We start from the raw sequence: 15,700 nt of genomic DNA, 5'->3' as shown, positions 1-15,700 counted from the left end.
ATTTAGTACAAAGTATAATTAAAAATTAATGTTGGGCCAATGCATAGGTACGGAAATTAAGCATCTTTACCTTTCCGGCATCAAGCAGAAGAATCAGTTGTTCCAGGATTTTTTCCTTTTCATAGAAATTAAGCTGAATGGCGATCTCATCTGCTGTACATGCCTGACGGCCGAGCACCGTTAAAATTTCGTCGGTTACAGATTTTGGTGAATGTCCTTTACGGGATTCGCACACTACACATTTTCCGCAGTTTACAGGTTTTTTTTCACCGAAATAGGAAAGGATCATACGCATTTTGCAATGTTCTCTGTTCCGCACATAAAACTTCATCTCCTCCCATTTCTGAAGTTTGTTTTTTTGAATCTGATAAAACAGCTGCCAGTATTTTGAGGCAAGAAGCCGGTCATTCCGGTGCTGAAGGAATTTGATGCTGGCTAGTGCCCCGTCTATATATTCCAGATGACCGCCGGCCTGCAGTTCGCGTATGCGCTCTTTGAGAAGCAGGGTATCAACCCCCATCTTCGAACTTAAATTAGCTTCACTGAACATCACTTTTCGGGCAGAGATTCCCGCCAGATTACGCAGCAGTAATTCCAGGAAATAGGCATCTTTTTTTGGAAGCTGGTCTATTTCGTCCGGCAACAGTTTCAGTTCCAGCGAGGACAGACTTTTATGACTGTTTACATAGATAAGTTCCTGATTATGCATAAAATTAAGGATGTTCCTGATTTTCCCCGTAGATGATTTGGTTAATCTGCGTAAGGTATCGATATGAAGCTGAAATGTTTTCTCAGGAAGGTCATTATCCGCAATTTGGAAAAGGGAATACAAATAAGTAACAATTACCTGAAACTCCCTTTTGTCCGGAGTCTGATACTTAATAAGCTGGTCGAACGCATCAAATTCCTGCTCGTTCCATAAAAGGAAAGCATAACTTTCCAAGCCGTCCCGGCCGGCTCTTCCAATTTCCTGGAAATAGTTTTCCAGGCTTGCGGGACAGGAGTAATGAATAACGAAGCGCACACTGTCCTTGTCAATTCCCATCCCAAAAGCGTTCGTGGACACCAAGACCTGATCACGTGACTGAAGCCAGTGCTGCTGCCTGAGGCGTTTTTCTTTCAGGCTCAGGCCTGCATGATAGTAATCTACGTGCGTGATGTTCTTACTTCTCAGGAAGCGGGTCAGTTCCTCTGCCTCCCGCCGGGTGCGGGTGTAAATAAGGCCTGCATTTTTTGTAAAACGAAGAAGATCGTAGATTCTTTGATATTTGTCAGCAATCTTATCGGTGTAGATTTTAATGTTTTCCCGACGGAAGCTTTTCCTGTAAATGGAAGCGTTTTTCAACTCCAGTCTGTCTGTGATTTCTTTAAGGACCTTTGGCGTTGCTGTTGCGGTAAGTGCCAGGCAGGCGAGTCCCGGGTAGGCGGCACGAAATGAACGGATGTTCTGATAACTGGGTCTGAAATCCTGACCCCACTCGGAGATACAGTGTGCTTCATCCACCGCGATGAAGGACAGTTCAATATCGCGGATGTTTTCCAGAAAAACCGGATTGTTCAGTCTTTCCGGTGAAACGTAGAGGAGTTTCGTGATATTGTCCCGGCAGCGGCTGAAAATAATTTCGCTCTGAAAATCTTCGAGTTCGGAAGAAAGGTACTCCGCTTCGATTCCGTTGCTTTTCAGTTGGTTTACCTGGTCTCTCATAAGTGCCAGCAGCGGAGATATGACCAGGCAGGTACCCTGCAGAAGAAGTGCAGGCAGTTGATAGCAGACTGATTTACCGCCTCCGGTTGGGAGCAGCGCCACAACGTCGTGTCCGGACAGAACCTCATTTATAACCTCCTCCTGCTGTTCGCGGAATTCAGTGTGACCCCAAAAGTGTTTTAAGGTCTCCAGCTTAAGATTCTGAAAGTCACTCGTGGATATCATGGTGTAAAAATAAGGAATTCTGATCCGTAATCATAAAAAAAGCCACGCATTGCGTGGCTTCAAAAAAAACTTAGGTCAGGTTATTTCGCTTCGAAATAAACACGTCTGTTTGCTCTGTTTTTCCATTCCGGACATTTTGTAGCCGGATCACATTCCGGGTATTTAAGATCCTTTTCTCCACGGCCTACAGCTTCAAGTTTTCCGCTGTTCACACCGTTTTGCACCAGGTAGTTTTTAACCGTGTTCGCTCTTCTTTGAGAAAGATTTTGGTTGTAAGCATCACTGGCTCTTGTATCAGTACCACCCACTACTCGGTAAGATCCTTGAGTGGAATTAATATAGTTGATTGCGTTGTTTAGAATTGGTGTATTGGACGGAAGAATTCTATCTGAGTTCAGGTCAAATTCAATACCTTCCAGGGTTCTTGTATCATCAGTGATTATACCTCCCGTTGATGGTCCTGATGTAGGACACCCGTCGTTTTCAACAGGCCCGGGAACCGTAACACACTTGTCGTAAAGGTCAATTACACCGTCAAGGTCTGTATCAAGGGCTACACCTGCACCGTCAACTCTTGCACCTGCAGGAGTATCAAGTTGTCTGTCCCAATCATCACAAACACCATCATTATCATTGTCACCTGCTTTACAAACCTCAATATCCTGATTTTTCTCAGACAGAACGTCAAGCTTGTAATAGATTTCCTGTAGTGGATCATGCCACATCAGGTGCGATTCATGCTTACCAATATTATAGGTAAGACCTAAAGTCGCATTAAAGAAATTATCGGATTTGTCCGAAGGTTGTACAATACCATCAAATTCATCATCACCTGTATAAACATACATTAATCTGGCTTCGGCATCGAGCCTGTTATTCAGTCTGTATTTTAAACCGGTACCACCCTGGAACATCCATGACCCTAGTGAGAACGGCTTAATTTCGCCAGTCATACGCTGTCCATTTGCGTCTTCTACATAAGCTCTGTATGCTAAACTTCCTAAACCGGCATAAGCATGCAGCGCCCATCTGTATGGCGACTTGTTATCCACTCTTCTAAGAAGATTAGAAAGGTTTACATCACCTAAAAGAGAAAGTGCATCAAACTGCGTACGGCCACCCATTGGTGCTGCGGCGGTAGCATCAGCATTTTTTGTGTTAAACCAGCCCTGTCTGCTTTCTCCACGATCGTAATGAAGTTTCAGACCAAATGCGTGGGTGATTGCTTTATCAATACTTAAATAAGCAGAATAACCCCAGGTGTTTTTTGGGCTGTTATCCCCAAATTTAATTGATGTCAACTCTGCAGTCTGCAATAAGGGCACTCCGACACCGGCTGAAATAGCCCAATCGTTAAATCTTTTTGAATCCTGGGTGAAAGGATAGACATTGGCAGATCCAGATGAATACGTGTTTGGGTATTCATTGCTCATTACTGCGATGGAATCCTGCGCAGAGGCGGCAAATGGTAAAGCCAGCGACAGTGCAAGTACAGCGGTAGTTACTTTCATAATTTATTATTTTAATGTTAATAATTGATTTCTAATTAACAGCCTATTACACTTTTTTTGAAGTACAGATGAAATCCCCTAATCATCTAACTTCGATCCTGCAAGGACTGACTACTGCGTAAATCTGCAATAAGTTCTTTTGAAAATTCCCTCTCAAACAAATGTCTCCGATGCGGAATTTCAAGCAAAGCTGAAATAAAAACCAGACTGTTAAACGTAACGATGTCTATGTCAATTATTCTGTCCGTATACAACCTGGAAATACCGCTGTCCGTTTCACGTCCCATACCCTGTTCAATGCCTTTTAATGTCTTAAGCAGTTTTACAGGTGAAAGAGCGGTACAGACCTCTATAGCAATATTACAAAATAATCGGTCAGATTCAAACTCTACAGGTTCAGTTTTAAGAACTTTACTCTTACGTTTTATTACGCAGCTACTCTTCTCTAGCAACTCTAATGCCATTTTCAGATTTTCCTCCGGAATTCCCCTGTTGCTGCCCAGTAACAAAATGGCTTCATTGTGCGACATATCGTTAAATTCTAAATTAATTATGAAAAGTTTTTTCAGAACTGTACTTGCAAATATAGTCGCAATCCTATTGATCGGTGGCGTATTTACCTTGTTTTTTATGCTGATGATGGTGGTAAGTGCGGCTGCGGGAGACAAGAAGACGCAGGTAAAAAAGAACACCGTGCTTACCCTTGATATGAAAACCAATATTATTGACAGTCCCACGGAAGATCAGGAATCCATCTTTGAATTTAATAATCCGATGTCAAGCGTTCTGGTTTACGATGCGGTAAATGCCATAAAAAAAGCAAAGGATGATCCGAAAATTAAAGGGATCAGTATAGAGACCGATTTTATAAGTGCCGGAATGACACAGCTTGATGCAATCCGCGAGGCATTACAGGACTTCCGGAAATCCGGAAAATTTGTGATGGCCTATGGGAATACAGTCTCACAACCTGCCTATTATCTGGGTTCCGTAGCGGACCAGTATTATCTGAATCCCTCCGGTGGAATTGAACTGAAAGGACTGGGAACCGAAGTAATGTATATGAAAAGTTTTGCCGAAAAGTATGGCATTGGACTCGAAATCATTCGTCACGGAAAATACAAGGCAGCAGTAGAGCCTTATATGAGGGATGATATGTCTGAGGAAAACCGTGAACAGCTTAGTACACTGCTTAATGATATCTGGAGTGGCACCTCTGCTAAAATTGCAGCTTCAAGAAAAATTTCACCCACACAACTCGCAATGGTGACAGACAGCCTGTACGGTGTGATCCCTGAGCTGACCGTGAAGCACGGACTGGCTGATAAACTGCTTCAGAAATCGCAGTATGATGATCTTTTAAAGTCAAAGCTTAAGCTTAAGGAAAAAGAGGACCTTAACCGTGTCAGTCTGGCTAAGTATGTCCGTTCTTTTAAAGATGATGAAAAATCGGATAGAGGACAGATAGCGGTACTTTATGCCTCGGGTGCTATTTATAATGGTGAGGGCGCCAAGGATATTTATGCGCAGAACTTCGTAAAGGAAATAAAGAAAATCGCTGAAGACAAAGATATGAAGGCGGTTGTACTTAGGGTGAACTCACCGGGAGGAAGTGCCAACGCATCCGATGAGATTTTATTTGAACTTCAGCAACTGAAAAAGAAGAAACCATTGGTAGTTTCCTTTGGCGATTATGCTGCTTCGGGAGGATATTATATAGCCATGGCTGCCGACCGCATATACTCCGAGGAAAATACGATTACAGGATCGATTGGAGTGTTTGGAATGATCCCATATGCCAAAGATTTAGCAAACAGGAACGGAATTTATGCACAAGGTGTTGCTACCAATGCCAATTCAAATAATTTCTCCCTGATCAACGGTGTGTCACCGGGCACGGTCAGGATGATGACCCGCAGTGTGGAAGGCACCTACAAAAGATTTGTACACTTTGTAACCCAGAACCGTAAGAAGTCCTTTGCCCAGATTGATGAAGTAGGTGGTGGACGTGTATGGTCCGGCACCCGTGCAAAGCAGATTGGCCTTGTGGATGAACTGGGATCTTTAGAAGATGCGCTGGCATTCGCTGCCAAAAAGGCAAATGTTAAAGAATACAGCGTAACCGCGTTTCCTAAGAAGAGTTCGCAGCTGGAGCAGTTTTTTGAAGGGTTAAACCAGGATGAGATCTCTGCAAAATTCCTTAAAAGTAAGATGGGCAAAGAAAACTACCAGCTTTTCGAGCAGGTTACTAATCCTAAATTGCAGTCCGGGATCATCATGGGAATGCCATATACAATTAAACTTCAGTAAATCGGACTACTCAAACAAAAAAATCCCGCACCAAATCTGGTGGGGGATTCTTTTTGTTTTTAATAATTGATTATCCGCGTCTGGTTGCCATACCGTAAATCCAGAGAACAAGGAGTGCACCTACAACGGCAAGAACCATGCTTCCGAAATCAAAATCGTCTACTGTTCCCCAACCAAACATTGTTCCGATCCAGCCTCCTACAAATGCGCCTACGATACCCAGAATGATTGTCATTAACCAACCCATTCCCTGATTACCCGGCATAATGAATTTTGCGATTGCACCTGCGATAAGACCAAAAATGATCCAAGTTAAAATACCCATAGTTTTAAAATTTTAATGTTAATAATTATTATTTGATTTACTTAGTCTAAGCTAAAGTCAGACCTTTTTAAACCAAGAATTAATAATTGTTGGAATGATATAAAAAAACACTAAAATTTTAAAAGTCTAGGAGCGCCTGAAAAAGGAGTCTACAAACTCAGCGCCGTTGAAGAGCTGGAGGTCATTCATCTTTTCTCCCACACCAATATATTTCACAGGAATCTGAAACTGGTCGGAAATGCCGATAACAACACCGCCTTTAGCTGTACCGTCCAATTTTGTTACGGCCAGGGCACTTACCTCTGTAGCTGCGGTGAACTGCCGCGCCTGCTCAAAAGCGTTCTGGCCTGTAGAACCGTCCAACACCAGAAGGATTTCGTGCGGGGCATCAGGTATCACCTTCTGCATCACCTTTTTGATCTTGGTGAGTTCGTTCATTAAATTTACCTTATTGTGAAGGCGGCCTGCTGTATCAATGATAATCACATCCGCGCCCTGTGCTGCGCCACTCTGCACCGTGTCGAAGGCAACCGAAGCCGGATCGGCGCCCATGCCCTGTTTTACAATAGGGACGCCCACACGTTCGCTCCAGATCACCAGCTGGTCTACGGCTGCTGCGCGGAAGGTATCAGCGGCTCCAAGCACGACATTCTTGCCTTCGGATTTAAACTGGTGTGCAAGTTTCCCAATCGTTGTAGTCTTGCCTACACCATTCACGCCTACCACCATAATCACATAAGGTTTTTTGCTGATGTCAATATTCTGGGTTGCGGCATGCGGATTTTCCAGGAGCAATGCGGTAATTTCTTCCCTCAGGATTCTGTCCAGTTCCTCGGTTCCCACATATTTGTCACGTGCCACACGGCTTTCTATACGGTCTATAATTTTTACGGTGGTAGCAGCACCAACGTCGGACCTGATCAGGATTTCTTCCAGATCATCCAGTACATCGTCATCTACTTTACTTTTGCCAACTACTGCTTTGGATACTTTCTCAAAAAATCCCTGGCTGGACTTTTCCAGTCCCTGGTTCAGGGTTTCCTTTTCCTGTTTATTGAATATTTTTTTAAACCAACTCATATATGAGATCTCAGATTACAGACAGAAACTGTCTGGTTAAAATGATGTCTGCACCTTCCTCCTGAAGGCATTAAATGCCCCCGAAGACTGCAGATACAAAGATAAATAAAAAAACTACCCAATATTTTGAGTAGTCTGATATCATTACGTTATAATGTCAATTATTTCTTCAGGAAAGCATCAACATCATCAGCGTTCATTACTTTTTCTTCAAAAATGTACGCTCCTGTCTTAGGAGATTTGTTCATCTTTACCACTTTCGCCATTTTTTTAGAGCTGGCGTCTTTCAGGGTTGCTACAACTTTCTTTGCCATTGTAATATATCTTTATAAAGATTACTTAATTTCTTTGTGAACGGTATACTTCTTCAAAACAGGATTGTACTTCTTAAGTTCCAGTCTTTCCGTCGTATTCTTTTTATTCTTGGTCGTAATGTATCTGCTCATTCCGGCCACTCCTGTTTCTTTATGCTCGGTGCATTCCAGGATTACCTGAACTCTGTTACCTTTTTTTGCCATGATTACTAATTATTTAATAAATCCGTTTCTTTTTCCTCTCTGAACTGCTTCCTCGATCCCAACTTTATTGATGATCCTCAATCCGTGAGCAGAAACCTTCAGTGTAATGTTCTCTTCTGTTTCCGGAATGTAAAATTTCTTTTCCAACAAATTAATTTCAAAACGACGCTTCGTTTTGTTGTTAGCGTGGGAAACGTTGTTACCAACCATTGCACGCTTTCCTGTTATTTGGCAAATTCTTGACATATCTCGATGTTCTTTTTTGACTTAATTATTTGAGGTTGCAAAACTATGAAGAAAATATTACTTAGGCAAATATTTGTAAATTAAATAACTGCAAATCATGACTTTTTCTTCCCGTAGTTATCTTTTACTGACTGAAGTTTCTTCAATATGGGGTAAAAAAGAAGAAATCCGAGGGCAAAGATACAGATTCGAGACAGAAGATCACCTGTTCTGGTATAAATTGTTTGGCCTTCATAAAGTTTAATACTGGCGTGCAGAGTGGTTTGGTCACCATAGAAAGTGTCGGCTTCAATATCTCCTCTCGCATTAATATGTGCAGAGATGCCACTGTTTGCGGCACGCGCAATCTCTCGTCTGGTTTCTATAGCACGCAGTCTGGCATAAGCCAGCAACTGTTTGTGTCCCTGGCTCACGCCCCACCAGCTGTCGTTGGTCATAATGGCCAGGAAATTTGCACCCTTCCTTACATATTCCGTAGTGAATTCACCATATATACTTTCGTAACAGATTATCGGTGCCAGCCTGCCATTATTGAAACTGTTGCTGAACACCCTGCGTTCATCATCCACCCCAAGAGATGCGACGGTGCCGCCCAGGTTGAGCATCGCATCACCTAATATGGGTTTCAGGACACCGATATAGGGAAATATTTCTACTCCGGGAACCAATTTTCCCTTATGGTAGACTTGGGTTGTGCCGACCGGTGCTACCTGCACTGCTGTGTTAAAGCTCTCTACCCAAACACCCTGACGGGTTTGATAAGCATTTCTGGGCACATTATCATTGCCGGAATAAAAACGGTGTGAGGAAATTCCGGTAGCGAATACAGAGCCGGGTTTTCCGGATGTAAAGCTTTTCAGCGAATTCAGCAAAGTGCTGTTTTCCAGACCCGGCTCCGAAATCGAGCCATATCCTGGTAATGCGGTTTCGGGCGCTATATAATAGTCAATTTTTCCACCAGATCCTTCATGCGCCAGAGTCAGCAGTTCATTCAGGATCTGAAGGCTGTCTTTACTGTATTTCTCGGTATATGGGTCCAGGTCGGGCTGCAGCATCAATACGCTTACTTCTCCGGTAGGTTTTTCGCTGAAGGTGCTGTACTGTATAAGCGATATCCCCATTGGAAGGAATATGCCCAAAGACAAAACCGCAATATTTTTGAGGAGTGCCTGTCTTTTGCGGCCCGCTTCCCAGATTCTGATTGTATAGAACGCATACACGTTAACTAGCAGGATCCAGAAACTGCCGCCTGTGGCTCCCAGCGTGTCGTACCACTGGATAATCCGGGGATAGTCCGCAAAAGCATTGCCCAGATTAAGCCAGGGCCAGGTAAGTTCCCACTCCAGATGAAACTTTTCAAACGCCATCCAGAGTGCCACCAGGAAAGCCAGTCCCCAATAAGTTCCCTGTATGTTTTTATAACGGTGATAGAGCGTAAATACCGTTGTATAAAGCAGGGAATTGGCCAGAACAGGAACTACCACTGCGAAAGCCGAATTGGATCCGTCCGGATTTTTTGCTCCGTACAGCCAACCGGTGGTTACAATGTTCCAAATGAGGAAAGCAAGATAGGATAGCCCAAAGACGGCGGCCGTCTTGTGTTTTATCTTAGAAAACTTCGTGATTTCGTGCTCCATCAGCAGCAAGGGTACCAAAGCGATTAAAATAAAAAAGGGGATGCCGTAGGTAGGCCAGGAAATACTGAGCAGCATCGCTGAGATCAGTGATAATATTACATATTTCATCATAAAAACTCCCGTTTAAACTTTCTGATTTATCAGGCCTCAAATTTAAACTATTAAAACGATTCAACTGTCCTGCTGACAAAGCCGTTTTTAGATAAAAGCCGTATCTTTGAGCGTATAAAACAATACCATGAGTGATGTAATTATTTGCCCTAAATGTAAATCCGAATTTACCTACGAACAGGATAATCTCCAGGTATGTTCGCAATGCTTCCATGAGTGGGATCCGGCCGAGACCGATGCGGAGACAAAGGTGCTGGACAGTAACGGTAATGAACTGCAGAACGGCGACAGCGTGGTTGTCATAAAGGACCTTCCTGTGAAAGGGGCACCCAAACCGGTGAAAGCCGGGACAAAAGTGAAAAACATCAGATTACGTCCTGATTCTGATCATAATATTGACTGTAAAATTGATGGTTTCGGGTCCATGGCTTTAAAATCGGAATTCGTAAAGAAAGCCTGAATCCCCCAAGCTCCATCCATATCCTGATTTATATGTAAATCGTATAGGTAATTCTGCCTTAACAAAAAATTATGTTCAGAACATTCAGCACAGTTGCAAAGAAGAAATTTACAGTCGGCAAATTCCTCGTTATCCTGATGGTTATCGATGCACTTCTTATTGTGAGTTTACTCATCCTCAGCCTTTTTCCGCAGTTTTACCGTAAGAAGGACTATTTTCTGGAGAGTACCTTCACCCTGAACATGGTGCTGATTGGTATTTTTCTGCTCGCTGTACTAAATTATGTTCTGTTCAGCGCCAAAAACAAGGCACATCCTAACGGTACATTAGAGTTGTTGCATGACCGGATCATTGTGGACGACCAAGTAATTCCGGCGGATGATATTGAGCGGTTAAGGCTCATCGGAAATGATATAAAAGGTGACTTCCGGGGATTTATATCGCGCGGAATCAGGAATCAGATGGTCATATCATTTAAGGATGGGAGCATTACGGAAGTGAATTTTGAGCAGACCTCTTCAAACAAACTACGGGACAAAAAAGATGTTTTGGAGACGTGGTATAATGAGCGGAAATTATCCGAGTCCAATTACCTAAATATTCTCCGAAATACAAATTATTATTAACCACCCACTTATTACCTCATCATTTATCCGTTTTCTTCTTCCTTCGACTTCAAATAATTATAGTGATTGAGCAGAATACGGATTTCATTGAATTCGAATTCATTGGGTAAGGCTTTTTTCCAGTCGGTGAGGGTCTCATGAGTATTTTCGCGGAATTCTCTCTCAAAAACACTGATTTTTTCCTTCGCAAATACGCGCTGTAGGTCCAGCAGTCCGCGCTCGGCAAATTTGGCAAGGTGGCCATAAATTGTTTCTGTTACCAGTCCGCGCTCGCGGGCAATTTCAGGAATCGTTTTGCCGTCTTCAAAAAGCTGGAAGGTAAGTATATGCGATGGTACTTTTGCAATTTTGGAGGTAACCGGAACATCATTGGTCTTGTCAAACAATGAAACCTCAAGTAACTGAAGCGACTTAAGGCTGTTCAGATAATCTTCCAGGTCATCCAGCAACACCCGAAAATCATCATTGTATTGCTTCAGACCCTTCGTACCTTTATTCTCGGCGTAAAATTCCTTTAGAGGTGCAAATACTTTGGAATTAACCTGTGCAAAGAAAAAATTCACTGCCCCGGCGGCCTTTGTTTCCACCTCTTTCCATTCCTCTTTTCCGGCGACGAAATGATGTGCTTTCTGGTGAATTACCTTGTCAAACTTCCTGAAGATGCTGCTGAGGTTTTCGCTTTCCGGCTTAATGGATTCGTACAGGAACTTCACTTTATCGGTGTCAATGAATTTGCTTGCTTTTGCAGAATGATACCATGACTGCAGTGCTGCGCTTATCCAGGTGCAGTCCAGTCGGCTGGTGATTTTGTTGATGCTGTAATCATATTTCTCGGAATTCAGGATGTCAGCCAGACGGTCATTTGCCTGCGTCTCGTCCTGAAACTGCGCCACCCGGCGGTCTGTAATAATCACATCCGGGGTAATCTTTGATTTAAGTACAATTCCTTCCAGGGTACGGCACCTGGAGAGTGCCACGTAAACCTGTCCCGAGGCGAAAGACTGTCCCGCATCAATAATTAACCGGTCAAACGTGAGACCCTGCGATTTATGTATGGTTACGGCCCATGCCAGGCGGATGGGATACTGGTTGAAACTGCCCAGTACCTCTTCCTTAATGGTTTTATCCGGTGCCAGGAAATATTTTTTCTGTTCCCAGGTTTCCTTTTTCAGTGTATAGGTATCTTCGCTGCCATCAATCTGAACCACTATTTCCTTTTCCCCGACTTCCAGGACTTCTGCCAGTTTACCATTGAAATATTTCCGTTCGCCGCTGGCATCATTACGTATAAACATCACCTGACAGCCGGGTTTCAGTTCAAGTACCTCATCATTTGGATACTGATTTTCGTTAAAGGTGCCCTCAATGTCTGCGGCATACAATCGGGACTTGCCCGGAAGTTCGGCAAGCCTCTTACGGTTGATTTCGTCGGCCATACGGTTATGCGAAGTCAAGTAAACGTAGGGGTCAGCGCCAGGATCAAAATCGGGCAAATACCTTTCATTCAGAAGGTCAAAATCAATATCACCGGTAACACCTTCGCGGATATCGTTCAGAATGTCCAGAAATGCCTCATCTGTCTGCCGGTAAACAGTGGTGAGTTCAATGGTGATCAGCGGAACTTCTTTCAGGGCATGACTTTCAAAGAAGAAAGGAGAACTGTAATATTGCTTTAAGATATGTTCGTCACGGACCACGGGCGGCAACTGATAAAGGTCGCCGATGAAGAGCATCTGTACGCCACCAAACCGGCTGTCATTCCGCCGTACAAAACGCAGCGAATGATCCATCATGTCCAGTACATCGGCACGCAGCATGGATACCTCATCAATAATAATGAGCTCGATTTCCCTCAGCAGTTTCAGTTTTTCCTTCCTGTATTTGAAGTGGTGCATGAGATCTGCGATGTTCAGGGCTATGTTTCCATCTATACGTTCATGCGTAGGTAGGAAGGTGCGTGGCGGCAGCCCAAACATGGAGTGTATGGTAACTCCGCCGGCATTGATGGCGGCAATTCCCGTGGGAGCCAGAACAATATGTTTCTTGGAGGTCTTCTTTACGAACCCGCTTAAGAATGTTGTCTTACCGGTGCCGGCCTTTCCGGTAAGGAAAATGCTTCGGCTGGTATGTTCTGCGAGGTCAAAAAGCTGCTGGTTCATCAGGCAAAATTAGCAAAAATAAGGTCAAAACATGTGGCGGTAAATTTTACATTACCCGGTTTTTTTGGCTAAATTTGGCCTTCATACACCATAGCAATGAAGATAAGATTTGTGATTTTTGCCCTTGTTTTAACCGCTGCTTCCTGTTCTGTTAAAAAAAATGTGGCCGACCCGGAAACTTTACCTAAGGATGTAGCATTAAAGCCCGAGCGCCAGCCGGAAGAAAGTGAAGAAGTGCTGGTACAGGAAAGGGAAAATATTCGGGTGATGAAAGCCTCCATAGATTCGCTGAGCGTTGCCCGCACTTGCAGTGGTTCTGCGGACTGGCGCGTTTCTCCGGTAGGTTCCAAGCCCTGTGGAGGACCGGCAGCCTATATTGCCTATCATAAGGATGTTGAGACGGAAATCCTGCCTAAAATACAGGAGTTTACTAGGCGTCAGGCTGCATATAACCGCCGCAGGAATCTTTTCTCAGATTGCAGGGTGGAGCCACAGCCGGTGGGAGTCCGTTGCGAATTGGGTAAGGCGGTTCTGGTGTATGGTGCGCAGTCCGGTGATGCTGCTGTAAATTAAATCATAGAATCGTCCGGAGTCTTCCTGTACTCATCGGTCTCAGCATCAACCATGCATACGATTTGAGTTTTTTTGTCCTCGGCAATCATTTGCGGGTTCCATTTCGCATGACGTGACGGTTTCACCGCCAGGCCTTTTTTCTGCGAATAAACTTTGGTGAACTCAGCCCCCAGGAAAATGAGCTGGCAGGTATAATTTACCCAAAGCATCAGCAGGATCACCGTACCGGCTGCACCAAAGGCTGAGGTGGGATTGAAGTTTTCGAAATAGAAAGTGATCAGATATTTACCCACCGTGAACAGAAGGGTAGTGGAAAAGGCTCCTGTCCAAACGGATTTCCAGGGTAATTCCACATCCGGCAATACTTTAAACATAAATCCGAAGAGCACCATAGTAATCATAAAGCCTACGCCAATGTTTAACAGCTGAACCAGGAGATAGGTCTCCACGCTGAAATGGGCCACTATCCAGTCATTGGCCATACCAATGAATGATGAAAGGAGCAGGGTGATGAGTAGCAGAAATGCGATTACAAGGATTAGTCCCAGAGAATTGGCGCGGTCCAGTATGAATTTTTGCCACGCTTTTTTGGGAGCCGCCTCCACATCCCATAATTTATTCAGTGATTTCTGAAGCTGAAAGAAGAGTGATGTAGCACCAAATACGAGGGTGGCTACACCAAAAGCTTTCATCCAGATGTTTTCTTTGTCTATCATTCCGCTCACCACCATTTCTTCTACCTGCTTGCCGACATTTTTCCCCATCATACTCCCTATGAACTGGGTGATCTCGCCACGTACGGCTTCTGCGCCAAAAAAGATGCCTGCCACCCAGATAATGATGATGAGCAGACCCGGTACCGAGAAAATCGCGCTGTATGCCAAACTCGCGGCGTCTGTTCCTAAATCCCTGGCACTCCAGTCCTTAAATGTGGCCACAATAATACTCCACAGTTCCTTTAGCTTTTTCATAGTTGAATTTGCCGAAACCGAATTCAATTTTAATGCCTTTCAGAACCGCAGGCTTTAGTGCATTATGTCCTTCCATTCATTTCTCAGGATACCATACCTGTGAACATCCTGGAAGATTTCCCGATGACGGTATTCCTGTTTCAGGAATCCTTCATGCTTCATGCCCCCCTTCTGCAATACCTTTCCTGAGGCTGGATTGTGTGCGAAATGGGTAGCAAAAATCTTATTGAGAGTGAGATTTTCAAAGCCAAACTGAATAACGGTTTTGAGAGCCTCGGTGGCATAACCGAAGCCGTGGAAATCTTTACCCAGCCAATAGCCTACCTCAGCCTTTTGATGTGCTGTGTCCGGATGCAGGCCAATCATCCCCATAAACTGACCTGTATCCTTATCTTTAACTGCAAAACGGAAAGAAGTGCGATTTTCCCATCCCTCGTGGCAAACAGAAAGCCAGTTCTCCGCATCGGCTACGGTATAAGGCCAAGGGATATTGAAGATATTCCGCGCAATATCTTCGGTTGAATTGATCTGCGCAGTAATATCCTGCCCATCAGTAATTTCTGGTGGAACCAGCCGCAGCCGGTCGGTTATAAGTTCGATGGTTTGGCTCATTTATAGAGGCTTATATATCTTGACCCGGAGCTAGAGGGGAATCTATAATTCATTTTCCTTGTACCAGCCGGAGTATTTTACATAATTGTTGGCAATGCGGTTTACTTCGCCTTCCAGCAGATCAGAAGAAATGTCCTTTATTTTCCTGGCCGGGATTCCGCCCCAAACTTCACCGGATTTAATGTGGGTTCCCTGGGTCACCAGGGAACCTGCTCCTACTATGGAATTACTTTCTACGGTGCAGTCGTCCATAACAATGGCTCCCATACCGATCAGTACATTATCCTTAATGTGGCAGCCGTGAACGATTGCGTTGTGGCCAATGGAAACATTGTTACCGATAATCAGCGGATATTTCTCGTAAGTGCAGTGCAGCATGGCATTGTCCTGTACATTTACTTTATCGCCCATTTTTATATAATGAACATCGCCACGGATTACGGCATTATACCAAATGCTGCAGTCTTTACCCATTGTCACGTCACCAATGATGGTTGCAGTTTCTGCCAGAAAGGTGTTATCGCCTATTTGTGGACTCTTGCCCAAAAGTTCTTTTACTAAAGCCATTATGAATTTTCTTAATTGAAAGATGGTTAAAGCGGAATTGAAAATATCTAAATGCCGGATTCTG

The 15,700-nt window shown here is 43.9% G+C and carries 17 protein-coding genes; 4 read left to right on the top strand and 13 right to left on the bottom strand.

From position 1 onward, the window contains the following. Nucleotides 1–25: 25 nt before the first annotated feature. The 3 genes from F7R58_RS10005 to folK form a co-directional block, all read right to left on the bottom strand. The gene (locus F7R58_RS10005; RefSeq protein WP_158064781.1) at nucleotides 26–1,930 is read right to left on the bottom strand and encodes an ATP-dependent DNA helicase RecQ; all 1,905 of its coding nucleotides are present in this window, start codon (nucleotides 1,928–1,930) and stop codon (nucleotides 26–28) included. A gap of 80 nt (nucleotides 1,931–2,010) precedes the next feature. After that, nucleotides 2,011–3,441: an OmpA family protein gene (locus F7R58_RS10000; protein WP_158064780.1), complete on the bottom strand. Its 1,431-nt coding sequence runs from the start codon at nucleotides 3,439–3,441 to the stop codon at nucleotides 2,011–2,013. 86 nt (nucleotides 3,442–3,527) lie between these two features. Beyond that, nucleotides 3,528–3,971 carry a 2-amino-4-hydroxy-6-hydroxymethyldihydropteridine diphosphokinase gene (gene folK, locus F7R58_RS09995; RefSeq protein WP_158064779.1) on the bottom strand — a complete coding sequence of 148 codons (444 nt, stop codon included), beginning with the start codon at nucleotides 3,969–3,971 and terminating at the stop codon, nucleotides 3,528–3,530. A 22-nt stretch (nucleotides 3,972–3,993) separates the two neighbouring features. Here folK and sppA point away from each other — a divergent pair, with 22 nt between their 5' ends. Continuing rightward, complete coding sequence (gene sppA / locus F7R58_RS09990) at nucleotides 3,994–5,751, top strand: signal peptide peptidase SppA (protein WP_158064778.1); 1,758 nt, start codon at nucleotides 3,994–3,996, stop codon at nucleotides 5,749–5,751. A gap of 70 nt (nucleotides 5,752–5,821) precedes the next feature. On the opposite strand, the gene F7R58_RS09985 is transcribed toward sppA, so the two are convergent. The 6 genes from F7R58_RS09985 to lnt all read right to left on the bottom strand — a co-directional run bounded on the left by F7R58_RS09985 (nucleotide 5,822) and on the right by lnt (nucleotide 9,665). Continuing rightward, nucleotides 5,822–6,076: a GlsB/YeaQ/YmgE family stress response membrane protein gene (locus tag F7R58_RS09985; protein ID WP_158064777.1), complete on the bottom strand. Its 255-nt coding sequence runs from the start codon at nucleotides 6,074–6,076 to the stop codon at nucleotides 5,822–5,824. A gap of 126 nt (nucleotides 6,077–6,202) precedes the next feature. Further along, complete coding sequence (ftsY, locus tag F7R58_RS09980; protein ID WP_158064776.1) at nucleotides 6,203–7,156, bottom strand: signal recognition particle-docking protein FtsY; 954 nt, start codon at nucleotides 7,154–7,156, stop codon at nucleotides 6,203–6,205. A 161-nt stretch (nucleotides 7,157–7,317) separates the two neighbouring features. Next, nucleotides 7,318–7,470, bottom strand: a complete 153-nt coding sequence (locus F7R58_RS09975; protein ID WP_158064775.1) for a DUF4295 domain-containing protein — start codon at nucleotides 7,468–7,470, stop codon at nucleotides 7,318–7,320. 21 nt (nucleotides 7,471–7,491) lie between these two features. Beyond that, nucleotides 7,492–7,674, bottom strand: coding sequence for a 50S ribosomal protein L33 (gene rpmG, locus F7R58_RS09970; protein ID WP_039341297.1), 183 nt, complete (start codon nucleotides 7,672–7,674; stop codon nucleotides 7,492–7,494). A gap of 9 nt (nucleotides 7,675–7,683) precedes the next feature. Beyond that, on the bottom strand, nucleotides 7,684–7,920 hold the full coding sequence (gene rpmB / locus F7R58_RS09965) for a 50S ribosomal protein L28 (RefSeq protein ID WP_158064774.1): 237 nt from the start codon (nucleotides 7,918–7,920) through the stop codon (nucleotides 7,684–7,686). A 95-nt stretch (nucleotides 7,921–8,015) separates the two neighbouring features. Beyond that, on the bottom strand, nucleotides 8,016–9,665 hold the full coding sequence (gene lnt, locus F7R58_RS09960) for an apolipoprotein N-acyltransferase (protein ID WP_158065465.1): 1,650 nt from the start codon (nucleotides 9,663–9,665) through the stop codon (nucleotides 8,016–8,018). Nucleotides 9,666–9,795: 130 nt separating this feature from the next. On the opposite strand from lnt, the gene F7R58_RS09955 reads away from it, so the two are divergent. Then, nucleotides 9,796–10,128, top strand: a complete 333-nt coding sequence (locus tag F7R58_RS09955) for a zinc ribbon domain-containing protein YjdM (RefSeq protein WP_158064773.1) — start codon at nucleotides 9,796–9,798, stop codon at nucleotides 10,126–10,128. A 71-nt stretch (nucleotides 10,129–10,199) separates the two neighbouring features. Then, nucleotides 10,200–10,754 (top strand): hypothetical protein, encoded by a 555-nt coding sequence (locus tag F7R58_RS09950; protein ID WP_158064772.1) that lies wholly within the window; start codon nucleotides 10,200–10,202, stop codon nucleotides 10,752–10,754. A 23-nt stretch (nucleotides 10,755–10,777) separates the two neighbouring features. Here F7R58_RS09950 and F7R58_RS09945 read toward each other — a convergent pair whose 3' ends face one another. Continuing rightward, nucleotides 10,778–12,913, bottom strand: coding sequence for a helix-turn-helix domain-containing protein (locus tag F7R58_RS09945; protein ID WP_158064771.1), 2,136 nt, complete (start codon nucleotides 12,911–12,913; stop codon nucleotides 10,778–10,780). A 96-nt stretch (nucleotides 12,914–13,009) separates the two neighbouring features. Here F7R58_RS09945 and F7R58_RS09940 point away from each other — a divergent pair, with 96 nt between their 5' ends. Beyond that, nucleotides 13,010–13,486: a hypothetical protein gene (locus F7R58_RS09940; RefSeq protein ID WP_158064770.1), complete on the top strand. Its 477-nt coding sequence runs from the start codon at nucleotides 13,010–13,012 to the stop codon at nucleotides 13,484–13,486. On the opposite strand, the gene F7R58_RS09935 is transcribed toward F7R58_RS09940, so the two are convergent. From F7R58_RS09935 to F7R58_RS09925, 3 genes are read right to left on the bottom strand one after another with little or no spacing between them, the layout of a single operon-like run. Further along, a complete protein-coding gene (locus F7R58_RS09935) occupies nucleotides 13,483–14,457 on the bottom strand; it encodes a YihY/virulence factor BrkB family protein (RefSeq protein ID WP_158064769.1) in 975 nt (324 codons plus the stop codon). The genes F7R58_RS09940 and F7R58_RS09935 overlap by 4 nt on opposite strands. Nucleotides 14,458–14,511: 54 nt before the next feature. Then, the gene (locus tag F7R58_RS09930; RefSeq protein ID WP_158064768.1) at nucleotides 14,512–15,069 is read right to left on the bottom strand and encodes a GNAT family N-acetyltransferase; all 558 of its coding nucleotides are present in this window, start codon (nucleotides 15,067–15,069) and stop codon (nucleotides 14,512–14,514) included. Between the two features lie 42 nt (nucleotides 15,070–15,111). Further along, nucleotides 15,112–15,636: a gamma carbonic anhydrase family protein gene (locus F7R58_RS09925; RefSeq protein WP_158064767.1), complete on the bottom strand. Its 525-nt coding sequence runs from the start codon at nucleotides 15,634–15,636 to the stop codon at nucleotides 15,112–15,114. Nucleotides 15,637–15,700 lie beyond the last annotated feature (64 nt).

This window comes from Chryseobacterium sp., from assembly GCF_008831505.1.
In the GTDB taxonomy this organism is placed as follows: domain Bacteria; phylum Bacteroidota; class Bacteroidia; order Flavobacteriales; family Weeksellaceae; genus Marnyiella.
This window is presented reverse-complemented; position numbering and strand designations above follow the sequence as displayed.

Excerpts from the sequence above, each read along its gene's own strand:
- F7R58_RS10005 (WP_158064781.1), bottom strand. The coding sequence starts at position 1,930 with ATGATATCCACGAGTGACTTTCAGAATCTTAAGCTGGAGACCTTAAAA.
- F7R58_RS10000 (WP_158064780.1), bottom strand. The coding sequence starts at position 3,441 with ATGAAAGTAACTACCGCTGTACTTGCACTGTCGCTGGCTTTACCATTT.
- folK (WP_158064779.1), bottom strand. The coding sequence starts at position 3,971 with ATGTCGCACAATGAAGCCATTTTGTTACTGGGCAGCAACAGGGGAATT.
- sppA (WP_158064778.1), top strand. The coding sequence starts at position 3,994 with ATGAAAAGTTTTTTCAGAACTGTACTTGCAAATATAGTCGCAATCCTA.
- F7R58_RS09985 (WP_158064777.1), bottom strand. The coding sequence starts at position 6,076 with ATGGGTATTTTAACTTGGATCATTTTTGGTCTTATCGCAGGTGCAATC.
- ftsY (WP_158064776.1), bottom strand. The coding sequence starts at position 7,156 with ATGAGTTGGTTTAAAAAAATATTCAATAAACAGGAAAAGGAAACCCTG.
- F7R58_RS09975 (WP_158064775.1), bottom strand. The coding sequence starts at position 7,470 with ATGGCAAAGAAAGTTGTAGCAACCCTGAAAGACGCCAGCTCTAAAAAA.
- rpmG (WP_039341297.1), bottom strand. The coding sequence starts at position 7,674 with ATGGCAAAAAAAGGTAACAGAGTTCAGGTAATCCTGGAATGCACCGAG.
- rpmB (WP_158064774.1), bottom strand. The coding sequence starts at position 7,920 with ATGTCAAGAATTTGCCAAATAACAGGAAAGCGTGCAATGGTTGGTAAC.
- lnt (WP_158065465.1), bottom strand. The coding sequence starts at position 9,665 with ATGAAATATGTAATATTATCACTGATCTCAGCGATGCTGCTCAGTATT.
- F7R58_RS09955 (WP_158064773.1), top strand. The coding sequence starts at position 9,796 with ATGAGTGATGTAATTATTTGCCCTAAATGTAAATCCGAATTTACCTAC.
- F7R58_RS09950 (WP_158064772.1), top strand. The coding sequence starts at position 10,200 with ATGTTCAGAACATTCAGCACAGTTGCAAAGAAGAAATTTACAGTCGGC.
- F7R58_RS09945 (WP_158064771.1), bottom strand. The coding sequence starts at position 12,913 with ATGAACCAGCAGCTTTTTGACCTCGCAGAACATACCAGCCGAAGCATT.
- F7R58_RS09940 (WP_158064770.1), top strand. The coding sequence starts at position 13,010 with ATGAAGATAAGATTTGTGATTTTTGCCCTTGTTTTAACCGCTGCTTCC.
- F7R58_RS09935 (WP_158064769.1), bottom strand. The coding sequence starts at position 14,457 with ATGAAAAAGCTAAAGGAACTGTGGAGTATTATTGTGGCCACATTTAAG.
- F7R58_RS09930 (WP_158064768.1), bottom strand. The coding sequence starts at position 15,069 with ATGAGCCAAACCATCGAACTTATAACCGACCGGCTGCGGCTGGTTCCA.
- F7R58_RS09925 (WP_158064767.1), bottom strand. The coding sequence starts at position 15,636 with ATGGCTTTAGTAAAAGAACTTTTGGGCAAGAGTCCACAAATAGGCGAT.